This is a genomic window from Lentzea sp. NPDC004789 (assembly GCF_053601075.1).
The window spans coordinates 316,529-328,364 of sequence record NZ_JBSGBE010000006.1 but is presented as its reverse complement, the minus strand read 5'-3'; the positions used below and the strand labels follow the sequence as shown (position 1 = coordinate 328,364).

Here is an 11,836-nt window from a genome sequence, read left to right as displayed (position 1 = left end):
AACGGGTTTCGCGATGATCACCTCGCTCGGCAAAGGCGTAGGGGAAGACGTCCCTCGTCGAGTAGCGGAGGTCAGCAGTGAGCACCCGTGGCAGCACCAGTGGCGTGGTCTACGTCCACTCGTCGCCGTCTGCGGTCTGTCCGCACGTCGAGTGGGCGATCTCGGGCACCCTCGGTGAACGAGTGGACCTCAGATGGGCAGCGCAACCCGCAGCACCAGGCCAGTTGCGCGCCGAATGCGCATGGACCGGAGACGCCGGTACCGGCGCGAAACTCGTGGCTGCGCTGCGCGCGTGGCCAATGCTCCGCTTCGAGGTGACCGAGGAACCGTCCCCCGGTCAGGACGGCGAGCGCTTCTGCTTCGCGCCCGTTCTCGGGTTGTGGCACGCCAGAACCTCGGCGAACGGCGACATCGTGGTGAACGAGGACCAGCTGCGCGCACTGGCCGCACGGGCACGCGGTGGTGAGTCCTTCGCCCACGGCGTGGACGAACTGCTCGGCGCGGCGTGGGACGACGCGCTGGAACCGTTCCGCCGCGCCGGCGACGGCGCGCCCGTGACCTGGCTGCACCGGGTCGGATAGTCCAGAGTGGACCCCGCTACCGTTTGGGTAGCGGGGTTTCCTCGTGGTGCACGGGATCCCAGGCCAGCATGAGCTGTCCGTAGAGCGGCGACGTCTTCAGCAGGTGCTCGTGGGTGCCGAGCAACGGCCTGCCGCCGTCCATGACCAGCACGCGGTTCGCTCGCAGCGCCGAGCTCAACCGGTGCGCGATCACCACGAGAATTCCGTCCCTTCGGGCAAAGGCTCGTTCGACGCGCGCCTCCGCCGCCGGGTCCAGGTGCGAGGTCGCCTCGTCGAGGATCACCACGCTCGCGGACGTCACGTAGACCCTCGCGAGCGCCAGAAGTTGCGCCTCACCGGCGGAAATTCCCTCACCGGCGTGGCCGAGCGGTGCGTTCAGGCCACCGAGCCGGTCCAGAAGTGGTTTGGCGCCAACCTTCTTCACCGCGTCGACGAGCTCCTCGTCGGTCGCCCACGGTGCGAGCAGCGCGAGGTTCTCCCGCACGGTGCCGGTGAACAGGTACGTCTCCTGCGGAATCAGCGCGATCGCGTGGTGCCTCACCTCGGGAACCACCAGGTCGACGGGCGCGCCGCCGAACAGGACGCAGCCGCTGTCGGGTGGCATGAGGCCGGTGAGCAGACTGGCCATTGTGGACTTGCCGATGCCGGACGGCCCGACCACGGCCAGGTGGTCGCCGGGACGCAGGGTGAGCGACAGGTCGCGCACCACGGGTTCCGCGTCCGGGCTCCAGCCGAACGTGACGTCCCTCAGCACGAACTCGCCGTCGGACGGGACCTCCTCGCCGACGTCCTCCGCCGTTCGCGGTGCGGCTTCCTGAAGTCGTTTGAGCGCGACCATCAGCCGCATCACGACCGTGCTGGTGGTGCTGGCGAGACCGTGCAGCGCCGGGGTCACGCTGCTGGTCAGGTAGACGACCGCGGCCAGCACCGCGCCGGTGGTGAGCTCACCGGAGGCGACGAACGGGGGAGCGAACGCGACCAGCAGCGCGACCGGGGCGAAGCCGCCGATCGCGATCACCGTGGCGCGCAACGAGTTCGCCCACGCGACCGAGATCGTGGCCCTGGCCTGCCGGTCGATCTGCGCGGCGATGTCGTGGTACGCCTCGTCCGCCGCGGTGCAGGCGGCCACGTCCCGCAGCCCCGTGAGCACTGCTCCGGACGCCTCAGCCGTGCCTTCGTCGGCCATCACGGCGTCGCGCTGCCGTTTGGCCAGCGACGGCAGCATGAGCCCGAAGAGCAGCAGCGCGAGCACGATCGGCAGGACGACCAGCCAGATCAACGCCGCCGCCGTGGTCGCGAGGCCGACGAGTGCGGCGATCGTCGTGACGAGAAGTGCGCGGGCCTGCACCAGCACACCCGCGGTCGCGTCGCGCACGACCTCGACGTGCCTGGTGATCATGGCCACGGCGCTGGCGTCCGGGGTGCGGCGGTGCGTCGGGTCGTGCAGCACGCCCCTGACGACCTGCGTGACCAGGGCGTCGCGCATCGGTTCGACGACGTCGCCGAGCCGTGCGAAGACCTGGCGCCGGCCGAGCGCTCCGGCGACGGCGAGCGCGGCGAACACGAGCAGCCACAGCACGCCCGCCAGCGGGTCGCCGGCGGCGAAACCCCGGTCGACGGCGGTGCCGACGAGCTTGCCGCCGAAGAACGCCGGCACGCCTTCGAGCGTGGACCAGCCGAGCAGGATCAGCACACCCCTGCGGTGTCCTGCCAGCGTGGAGAGGTAGAAGCGCATCACTCGCCCCCGGTGAACACGGCGCGGTAGTCCTGGTCGTCCCACAACTCCTGATGGGTGCCGGTGCCTCTGACCCGGCCGTTCTCCAGCCACACCACGAGATCCGCGCGCGCCGCCGTTGCCGGTCTGTGCGTCACCACGACCCGTGTCCTGCCTGGTAGCGCGGTCGTGACGGCCTTGTCCACTTTGGCCTCGGTCACGGTGTCGAGGCTCGCGGTGGCGTCGTCGAGCACCAGGATCCCGGGGTCGCGGACGATCGCGCGCGCCAGGCCGATCCGCTGGATCTCACCGCCGGAGAGCGGGGCGTCGGCCACCGGCGTCTCGTAGCCCTGCGGCAACCGGATCAGCACGTCGTGCACCTGGGCGGCGACCGCGGCATCCCGCACCCGGACCTCGTCCGCGTCGGTTCCATAACCGATGGATCGGCCGATCGTCGTGCCGAGCAGGGCCGGGCGTTCGAAGGCGTACCCGACCTCGCCCTCTCTGACGACGGTGCCGGAGTCCACTGCGGACAGTCCACCAAGCACCGCTGCCAGCGTCGACTTGCCGGCACCGGAACTGCCGACGATCGCGGCGAACGCGCCGTCGGGGATCGTGAGACTGACGTCGTGCAGTGCGCGGTCGACGTGGACGTTGCGGAGCTCGATCCCGGGGCCGCGGACCGGTTCGGAGCGCTCCGGAGGTGGGGTGCCGAGGACCTCGGCGATACGGGTAGCGGACGCGCGGGTGCGTTCCAGGGCGGTGAGCTGCGGCATCTGGCCGACGATGCCCATGCCCAGCGCGGCATAGCCGAGCGCGGCCAGCACGTCGCCGGGGCTCAGCCTGCCTTCCATCACGCCGAAACCCGCGGTGACCAGCACCGCGATCTCCACGGCCGGCAGGAGCAGACCGGCGCGCCACATCATCTTCGCCTGGGTCCGCCACATGCCCGCGCCCGCCGCGGCGAGCTGCGGGAGCGGCCGAAGCACGCGTTCGGCCTCGTGGTCGGCGATTCCCGCCGCGGTGATCGTGCGCCTGCCGGACACGGCGTCGAGCAGACGTGCCGACACGTCACCGGAAACCTGCTGGTACGCCAGCACGTCGTCGGCGGTGAGCTGCATGTGCGTGCGCACCAGCACCGTCGCCAGCGGAACGCTCACCGCGAACACCGCCGCGAGCCGCCAGTCCAGCAGGAACAACGCCACGATCGCACCCGCCGACGACACCGCGGTGACCAGCAACGTGATCAACGTGACCGCGACGCCGCCCGCGTTGCCGCAGTCGCCGGTCACCCTGCTCACCGCGTCGCCGGCGGCGAACGGGGAGGGGTGGCCCAGCGCGATCAGCTGTTTCGACAGCCTGCGGCGCAGCCAGGCCGTGGCACGGCTGGTGATGCTCGCGGCGAGCACGACGCCGATCGCGTCACCGATGATCTCCGTCGCCGCTAGCAGAAGCAGCCACAGGACCGTGAACAGCACGAACGTTCCGCTCAACGCCATGTCGACCGCGTGGGCGAGTGCGGTGGGAAGCAGCAGGCCGCCGGTGGTCGCCACCGCGGCGTTGAGGAGCAACAGCCACGGGCGGAAGTCGCGTCTGACCGTGGTGAACAGCAGAGCGTCACCGGGTTTGGCCATTGCTGTTCCTCCGCGGGTCGTGAGGGCGCATCATGAGCCAGGGCCCGACAGCTGGCCGGCTGCCGGGCCCTGCAGTTGGCGGGTGAGCGGCATACTTCGCCTATGCCGCTCACTCACCGCGGTGTTTCAGTTGGGCGAAGCTCAGCAGGCCAGCAGGCTGACGGTGCTGTGCGAGCAGGGGAGCAGCAGCGACGCGTTGGACGCGGTCGTGGAGCCGCCGCCACCGCCGTGGCCCGACGCCATCGCGTTGCTCGGGGCCTCGGGGGTCTCCAGGTCCTGCATGTCAAGGATGAAACCCATGACAGTCTCCTTCAATCGAGGGATCTTTCGGGGGTTACTGCTACCGGTCAACGGTGACCGGCGTTCGTGAGCCCAGGAAGGGCAGTGGCGGCTTGGCGTCCACTGTGGACGCGATCGCGAGCAGGACGCCCGCGCCGCCGGTGTTGAGGTCCATGGACAGCCGGCGCAGCTGCACGCCGGGGAAGGCGAGCCCGCCGCCGTAGCGCACGGCGTGCCAGCCCAGAGCCTTGAGGTGCTGCCGGACCGCGCGGTCGAAGCGTTCGTCCTGGCAGGTCGTGCTCGCGTGGGCCAGCGCGGCCATCAGCCCGGCCCGGCCCAGCGTGAACGCGGGCTGGATGACGAACTCGCCGGTGCAGCCGCTGAGCAGTTCCGGAAGCTTTGCCGCGCAAGGACGTTCGGGCGCGACCTTCGCGAACTCCGTGAGCGCCAGCGCGATGCCCGCGCCGCCGATGCCGACGTACGGCAGCGTCCGGAACGTGCCGTCGCGCACCTGCAGCGAACCGTCCAGCGCGATCATCGTCTCGGCCAGGTCGCGTTCCAGCGCCTGCTCCGCCAGCTGCAGCCAGCGCCGTTCCGCGGTGTGCTCGAACAGGCGCAGGAAGAACAGCGCGGGACCCGACCAGCCGTGCAGCAGGCCGGCCCTGGCCTTGTCCGCCGGGGGCGGGACGTCGGCGAGCTGCTGCGCGAGCCGTTCGGCCAGTTCCTCCGCTTGTGCGGCGAAACCGTCGTCCTCGCGCGACTTCGCGAAGTGCAGCAGGTTGAGCCCGATGCCGGACAATCCGGCGCTGAGCCCGTGGTCCCGCGTGGTCCGGACGAGCGGCGTGTAGCTCTCGACGAGCTCGGTCGCGAAGTCGTGGTGGCCGAAGTTCTCCAGCACGTGCGCGATGCCGTGCGCGCCGACGAAGAAACCGGGCTGCTTCGGCGGGTCGTTCCTGACGGCGTCGACCAGCCAGTCCTCGTGCTCGGGGTAGCGGCCCTCGCCGCTCTCCGCGAGCGCGTGCAGCACACCCGCCGCGCCGAAGCCGAAGCACGTGCCGCCGACCTCGAACTGCTCGATGTCGCCGGGGAAGAGCCGATCCTTCCGCTGGGGCGTCGCGCTGTGCAGGATCGCGGTGGCGATCTCCTTGCGCACGACGGTCCAGTCCGGGTTCTCGTCGTCGAACGCGGTGAACGCGGGGTCGGCCGGCGGATCGACGCGCGGCGTGAGCACGTCGAGGATCTGCTTCTGGTAGTCCTCCGCGAGCCCGAAGCGCTCCGCGACGACGTGCACGTGCTGGCGGAGCTTGGCCGGTGCGAGCTCCAGCACCGCGTTGAGCGGCAGGAAGACCCACAGCTTGAGCGCGGCCAGCGGGTAGGCGTCGATGTCGAAGCCCTCGCGGTCGTTCGGCGCCTGGAAGCCCGGCGCGCCGAGCGTGGGCCGGTGCACGTCCTCGATGGTGGACGACAGTTCGAAGTCGATCAGCGAGACCTCGTCGTCCTCGTCGACCAGGATGTTCATCGTGTGCAGGTCGCCGAACACGACACCGCGTTCGTGCACCTGCTCGATCAGGGCCTCGACCTCGCCGATGAGCTTCAGGGCCCGGTCGCGGTACCGCACGAGCTGGTCGTCGGTGGGATCCCGGTGGGTGAGCGGGTAGTTGTGGCCGAGCCACTGCCCGAGCGAGCGCCCCGGCATGAACTCCATGGCCACGAACAGGTGCTCCCACTCCGTGAAGCGGTCGTACACCTCGGGCACGCCCTTGATGCCGTGCAGCTTCGTGAGGATCTGGTGCTCCAGCTCCAACCGTGCCACGGCGTCCCGGCCCTCGCGGTCGAGCCCGGCGTGCGGCCGCGCCTCCTTGAGCACGACCTCCTTGCCGTCGCTCTTGCGCGTCGCGAGGTAGACACCGCCGCCGTTGGAGAAGTGCAGCGAGCTCTTGATCTGGTACGGGAACGCCGCCGGGTCGCCGGCGTTGCGCTCGGCCAGGTGCGGCTTGAGGAACGCGGGCAGCTCGATCCACTCGGGCACGCTGAACACGGGCTTGCGCTTGTCGGGGACGAGCGCGCCGTCCGGGCCCTCGATCGCGAGCACCCGCTGCCCGTCGACCTCCAGCCACTGCTCCGCGAACCCGCCGTACCGCACGTACAGCGGTCCCTTGCCGAAGCGCAGGTCGCTCAGGATGTAGGCGCCGTGCTCACCGTCGAGCCGTTCGGCCAGTTCGGTGCAGATCGTCTCGAGGTGCTCGGCGCTGGTGGGGTAGATCGTGACCAGCTTGCCGCTGCCCTCGCGGGGCGCGTACTTCGAGTTGCGGGCCAGCACGATCGAGATCGTCCGCAGGTACTTGAAGCTGATGCGCCGCTCGACGCAGTAGTCGTACGCCGTCTTCAGCACCTTGCCCGCGTTGTCGAGGCCGGCCGAGACGTGCACCTTCCACCCCTGGTTGGGCAGCTGCACGCCCTTCGGGTGGTGGTGCCGCCACACGTTGCGCTCGACCGTCGTCCAGTCGACCGGGAGCTGCGGCAACTCAGTGGAAAAGTCGTCCCCGGGAGTGGTTTCGGTGCTGCTCTGCAGATCGTAGAACTGCCGATCCGCGAAGCAGTACGCCTCGTATCTGAGGTCCACCGAATTCCCTCCTCGGTTCTTGTGCGATTTCGTTTACGCGGCATATTTCCGCACGATTTCGCGGCTATGGCCAATCCGCCATTAGTGGCATATGGGTAGGCCGTTCGTGGTTGAATCGGCGCTGGTTACTGACGCGTATGTGGCTGTCTGTGATGAGGTTTGGAACCATCTCACCCGGTTGCAAGGTTTGCTGACTGATGAGTCAACTGCGGTGCTGCTGGTCGTCGCTAAACGGCACTGGATCGTTCCTGAAGGGGTGGTGTCCTGAGCTGCGGTATTCCACGTCGATCAAGACGTATAGTTGGGGTGCGTTAATTGGTGTGTACGCGCTGTGTCGTCTGCTCTTTTCGGGTGAAGCCGCGATTGGCTGCCATTGCGTGTTTAGTACGGCCGAACGGCGGTACGGGATGGCCCGGAAGAACTCATTCGGACGATGAGATTGGTATGTCGAGTTTTATGTAGCAATCGTTGTCGCGCTACATGCAATTTGCATCTGCGGATAATGTAGTCTTTCGGGTGAAATTCATGTTTATCTGTAACGGCGGGTGTTTTGTGAGTGGTCCTCTGCTGGTCGGCTGCCCGCCGACGGGGGCGCGCGGCTAGGCTGCTCGCGTGGGGAGTGTGGCTAGCCGCTGGCTGGTGCCGGCCGTGGTGGTGATCACCGGTGCCGCGGTGGCGGCCGGGATGGTCGGACGGACGATCTACTCGCGTCCCGCCGAGGCGAAGGGCGAGCCCGTGGTGCCGTCCACGTCGGTGTCCGGAGCCCCGCTGCCGGGGAGCACCGAGGTGCGGTTGAGCCCTGACGCGTTCACGCATCCCGACCGGACGTCGGTGCAGGCGGTGCTGCAGAAGTTCTTCGACTCGATCAACGCTCGCAACTTCGGTGCGTGGCGGGAGGTCGTGTCGTCGCGGCGGGTGTCGCAGGCCGTCGAGTCGACCTGGGCTGCTGCTTATGAGACCACCCGGGACCGCGGGATGGTGGTGCAGCGGATCGAGTCCGATGTGGTCGGACGGCGGCTGCGGGTGTTGATCTCCTTCGTGTCCACGCAGGATGTCGCCAAGGCTCCGGTCGGGTTGCCGGAGGGATGCATTCGGTGGCGGGTCGTGTACGTGATGGTGTGGGAAGGTGGGGAGCTCAAGGTGGATGAGGCCCCGGAGAACCGGACTCCTCAGATGGAGAAGTGCTGAGGCCTCGGCTTCGCCGTCGCGGAGGGCTTGGGCTGCCCCGTTGGCTCGGCGGTACGGCTTGGCTTCGCCTTCGCGGGTGCGTGGCCGTACCGGTGCGCGCTGGTCGCATGGCTTCTCGCCTCTGCGCCTCTCCGCGCAACGCTTCTCCGCCTCCGCGACGCCTCTCCGCCGCAACGCGCAACGCCCCGGCTCGCGGTGCGGGCCGGGGCGTGCGGTGGTGCGGTGTGCGGCTAGGCCGGGGTGAAGGCCAGGGCCACGTTGTGGCCGCCGAAGCCGAACGAGTCGTTCACGGCGGCGTCCAGCTTGATCTTGCGGGGTTCGCCCGCCACCACGTCGAGCGATACGGCCGGGTCGAGGTTCTCCAGGTTGAGGGTCTGGGGGACCACGCCGTCGCGGATCGACAGGACGGTGACGATGGCTTCCACTGCTCCGGCTGCGCCCAGGAGGTGGCCGAGGGCGCCCTTCGGGGCGGTCAGGACCGGGTGGTCGCCGATCGCCTTGCGGATTGCCACGGTTTCCGCGACGTCGCCCACCGGGGTGGAGGTGGCGTGGCAGTTGACGTGGCCCACGTCGGCCGGGTCGATGCCGCCGGACCGCAGGGATGCGGCGATGGCACGCGACTGGCCCACGCCCTCGGGGTCCGGGGCGGTGATGTGGTAGCCGTCGGCACTGGTGCCGATGCCTGCCAGGCGGCCGTAGATCTTGGCGCCTCGGGCTTCGGCGAACTCGCGGCGTTCCAGCACCATGACGCCCGCGCCCTCGCCGAGGACGAAGCCGTCGCGGGCCGTGTCGAACGGGCGCGAGGCCTTCTCCGGCTCGTCGTTGCGGGTGCTCATGGTGCGGGCCTGCGAGAAGCCCGCCACCGGGATTGCCGTGATGCACGCTTCCGCGCCGCCTGCCACGACCACGTCGGCCTCGCCGGACTTGATCATGCGGTAGGCCCACGCGATGGCCTCCGCGCCTGACGCGCAGGCGGAGACCGGGGCGTGGACGCCTGCCTGGGCCTTCAGTTCGAGGCCCACGTGAGCGGCCGGGCCGTTCGGCATCAGCATCGGGACGGTCAGCGGGGACACCTTGCGCAGGCCCTGCTGTTCCAGGAGGTCGTCCTGGGTCAGGAGGGTGATCGCGCCGCCGATGCCCGTGCCGATGATCACGGCGAGGCGCTGGCGGTCGACGGTGTCGTCGCTGTGGCCGGCGTCCTGCCACGCCTGGCGGGACGCCACGATGGCGACCTGCTCGGAGCGGTCAAGGCGCCGCGCCTCGACGCGGGGGAGCACCTCGGTGGGGTCGACGACCAGCTGCGAGGCGATCCTCACCGGCAGGTCGTACTTCTCCACCCAGTCGTGGGTGAGGGGGCGGACCCCGCTCTTGCCCGCGAGCAGTGCGTCCCAGGTGGACGTGACGTCACCGCCGAGCGGGGTGGTGGCACCCAGCCCGGTGATGACGACCTCGATTTCCGAACTCACTTGTTGCTGGTGATGTAGTTCACCGCGTCACCAACGGTCTTGAGGTTCGCCAGCTCGTCGTCCGGGATCTTCACGCCGAACTTGTCCTCCGCCTGGACGGCGATCTCGACCATCGACAGCGAGTCGATGTCGAGGTCGTCCACGAAGGACTTCTCAGCGGTGACGTCGTCGGCGGCCACACCGGCGACCTCTTCGACGATCTCGGCAAGACCGGACAGGACGTTGTCGCTCACTGAAGTTCCCTTTCGATTGAAACGATGGAAAAACCGGGGGTACTCACGGGCACCGGACCACCTGGCCCGCGTAGGACAGACCTGCGCCGAACCCGACCATCAGCACCACTTCTCCGCTGGAGATCTCGCCCGCGGCCCGCATGTGGTCCAGCGCCATGGGGATCGAGGCCGAGGAGGTGTTGCCGGATTCGACGATGTCTCGAGCGATCTTCAGGTCCTCCCGCGCACCATTGTTGCGCAGGCGCTTGGCGATCGCCTCGATGATCCGCAGGTTCGCCTGGTGCGGGGCGAACACGTCCACATCGGACAGTTCGACCCCGGCGAGTTCGGCGGCGCGGATCGCGACGGGCGCGATCTGGGTCGTCGCCCAGCGGAAGACCGACTGGCCTTCCTGGTGGATGAAGGAGTCGCGGTCGGCGATGAGGATGGTCTCCGAGAGGTCGCCGGCCGAGCCCCACGCCACGGGGCCGATCTGGTTCTCCTCGCTGGCACCGATCACGACGGCACCCGCGCCGTCCGCGAAGATGATCGCGGTCGAACGGTCGTCCTGGTCGGTCCAGTCGGTGAGCTTCTCCGCGCCGATGACCAGCACGTGCTTGGCCGTGCCCGCGCGGACCAGGTCCGCGCCGGTCGCGACGGCGTAGCAGAAACCCGCGCACGCGGCGTTGAGGTCGAACGCCGGTGCCGCCTTCACGCCGATGCGGTCGGCGACCTGCGCGGCGGCGTTCGGGATGGTCGACGGCATGGTGCACGTCGCCACGATCACGGCGCCGATGTCGGACGGGGTGAGCCCCGCGTCCTCGATCGCCTTCGTGCCCGCGATGACCGCCATGTCCACGACGCCCTCGTCCTTGGACGCGATCCGCCGGTTGACGATGCCCACGCGGTCGCGGATCCACTCGTCCGAGGTGTCCATGCGGGCGGCGAGGTCGTGGTTGCTCACCACCGTCTCGGGCTGGTAGCTGCCGAGGCCGATGATGCGGCTACCCGCAGACGCCTGCGGGGCCTGAAAGCTTGTCACTGAGCAGCTCCAACGGTGTCGAAGAGCTCCGCGACCTTCTCGAGCTGGTCGGGGGTCTTCAGGGCGAGGGTGGCGGTGCCCTTCATCGCACGCTTGGCGAGACCCGTGAGCACGCCGGCGGGCGGCAGCTCGACCGAGCCGGTGATGCCCTTCTCGACGAGGGTGGCCTGGCAGGCGTCCCAGCGGACCGGGCTCGTGACCTGGGAGACCAGGCGCCGCAGCACCTCGGTGCCCTCGGTGACGACCTGACCGTCCTTGTTGGACACCAGCGGCAGCAACGGGTCGTGCGTGGTGACTTCGGCGGCACGCGCGCGCACGGCGTCTTCGGCCGGCGCCATGTACTTGGTGTGGAACGCGCCCGCGACGGCCAGCTTGCGGACCTTCGCCGTGCCCGGCGGGTTCGCCGCGAGCTCGTCGAGCGCGGGGTGCGGACCGGCCGCGACGATCTGACCGGCGCCGTTGCGGTTGGCGGGCACCAGGCCGAGCTCCTCCAGGCGGGCGAGGACCTCGTGCTCGTCGCCGCCGAGCACCGCGGCCATGCCGGTCGGCTCCAGGGCGCACGCCTCGGCCATGGCACGACCGCGCACGGCGGCCAGCGCGACGGCGTCGTCGGCGCTGATGACGCCAGCGACCGACGCGGCGGCGAGCTCGCCGACCGAGTGGCCCCCGACGATCACGGCGGACGGCAGCTCGACGCGGCGGCGCAGCTCACCGAAGGCGAGCAGCGCGAGAGCCACGACCAGCGGCTGGGTGATGGCGGTGTCGACGATCTCCTCGGCCTCGGCGGTGGTGCCGAGCCGCACGAGGTCGAGGCCCGTGATCTCCGACCACGTGCGCACCTGCTTCTCGGCCCCCTCCAGTTCGAGCCAGGGGGCGAGCATGCCGGGCGTCTGGGACCCTTGTCCGGGCGCGAGGAGTGCGATCACGTCGATTACTAAAGCCGGTGAACCCACCGGTACCCCATGCCGTAAAGGACGAAGTACGGCGATCGTATTTGTAGAGACCCTACAAAAGTGTCGGTCAGGTGAACGCCGGCGGACGTAACCCCAGCTCAGCGCGTCGACAGGTCGTTTGGCTCTCACCCTAACGGATGTGTG

Annotated in this window: 10 protein-coding genes; 2 read left to right on the top strand and 8 right to left on the bottom strand. The window is 69.4% G+C overall.

Features of this window, described 5'->3' with window-relative positions; all coding sequences use genetic code 11:
* Nucleotides 1-77: 77 nt before the first annotated feature.
* Nucleotides 78-581, top strand: coding sequence for a DUF3145 domain-containing protein (locus tag ACWEIJ_RS16760; RefSeq protein WP_355453607.1), 504 nt, complete (start codon nt 78-80; stop codon nt 579-581).
* Between the two features lie 16 nt (nt 582-597).
* Here ACWEIJ_RS16760 and ACWEIJ_RS16755 read toward each other — a convergent pair whose 3' ends face one another.
* The 4 genes from ACWEIJ_RS16755 to lanKC form a co-directional block, all read right to left on the bottom strand.
* Nucleotides 598-2,316, bottom strand: a complete 1,719-nt coding sequence (locus ACWEIJ_RS16755) for an ABC transporter ATP-binding protein (protein ID WP_449838057.1) — start codon at nt 2,314-2,316, stop codon at nt 598-600.
* Entirely contained in the window at nt 2,316-3,929 is a 1,614-nt protein-coding gene (locus ACWEIJ_RS16750) for an ABC transporter ATP-binding protein (protein WP_449838056.1), read from the bottom strand. The genes ACWEIJ_RS16755 and ACWEIJ_RS16750 overlap by 1 nt, the downstream gene beginning before the upstream one ends.
* A 141-nt stretch (nt 3,930-4,070) precedes the next feature.
* Complete coding sequence (locus ACWEIJ_RS16745) at nt 4,071-4,229, bottom strand: SapB/AmfS family lanthipeptide (RefSeq protein ID WP_449838055.1); 159 nt, start codon at nt 4,227-4,229, stop codon at nt 4,071-4,073.
* A 40-nt stretch (nt 4,230-4,269) separates the two neighbouring features.
* Entirely contained in the window at nt 4,270-6,831 is a 2,562-nt protein-coding gene (gene lanKC, locus ACWEIJ_RS16740; protein ID WP_449838054.1) for a class III lanthionine synthetase LanKC, read from the bottom strand.
* Between the two features lie 612 nt (nt 6,832-7,443).
* On the opposite strand from lanKC, the gene ACWEIJ_RS16735 reads away from it, so the two are divergent.
* A complete protein-coding gene (locus ACWEIJ_RS16735) occupies nt 7,444-8,019 on the top strand; it encodes a hypothetical protein (protein WP_449838053.1) in 576 nt (191 codons plus the stop codon).
* A gap of 230 nt (nt 8,020-8,249) precedes the next feature.
* Here the strand turns inward: ACWEIJ_RS16735 and fabF are convergent, their stop codons facing one another.
* From fabF to ACWEIJ_RS16715, 4 genes are read right to left on the bottom strand one after another with little or no spacing between them, the layout of a single operon-like run.
* Complete coding sequence (gene fabF / locus ACWEIJ_RS16730) at nt 8,250-9,485, bottom strand: beta-ketoacyl-ACP synthase II (protein WP_449838052.1); 1,236 nt, start codon at nt 9,483-9,485, stop codon at nt 8,250-8,252.
* Nucleotides 9,482-9,718, bottom strand: a complete 237-nt coding sequence (locus tag ACWEIJ_RS16725) for an acyl carrier protein (protein ID WP_030465146.1) — start codon at nt 9,716-9,718, stop codon at nt 9,482-9,484. Before ACWEIJ_RS16725 ends, fabF begins: the two co-directional genes overlap by 4 nt.
* A gap of 43 nt (nt 9,719-9,761) precedes the next feature.
* Nucleotides 9,762-10,739 (bottom strand): beta-ketoacyl-ACP synthase III, encoded by a 978-nt coding sequence (locus ACWEIJ_RS16720; RefSeq protein ID WP_449838051.1) that lies wholly within the window; start codon nt 10,737-10,739, stop codon nt 9,762-9,764.
* Nucleotides 10,736-11,665 (bottom strand): ACP S-malonyltransferase, encoded by a 930-nt coding sequence (locus ACWEIJ_RS16715; protein WP_449838050.1) that lies wholly within the window; start codon nt 11,663-11,665, stop codon nt 10,736-10,738. The genes ACWEIJ_RS16720 and ACWEIJ_RS16715 overlap by 4 nt, the downstream gene beginning before the upstream one ends.
* Nucleotides 11,666-11,836 lie beyond the last annotated feature (171 nt).

Excerpts from the sequence above, each read along its gene's own strand:
- ACWEIJ_RS16755 (WP_449838057.1), bottom strand. The coding sequence starts at position 2,316 with ATGCGCTTCTACCTCTCCACGCTGGCAGGACACCGCAGGGGTGTGCTG.
- ACWEIJ_RS16750 (WP_449838056.1), bottom strand. The coding sequence starts at position 3,929 with ATGGCCAAACCCGGTGACGCTCTGCTGTTCACCACGGTCAGACGCGAC.
- ACWEIJ_RS16745 (WP_449838055.1), bottom strand. The coding sequence starts at position 4,229 with ATGGGTTTCATCCTTGACATGCAGGACCTGGAGACCCCCGAGGCCCCG.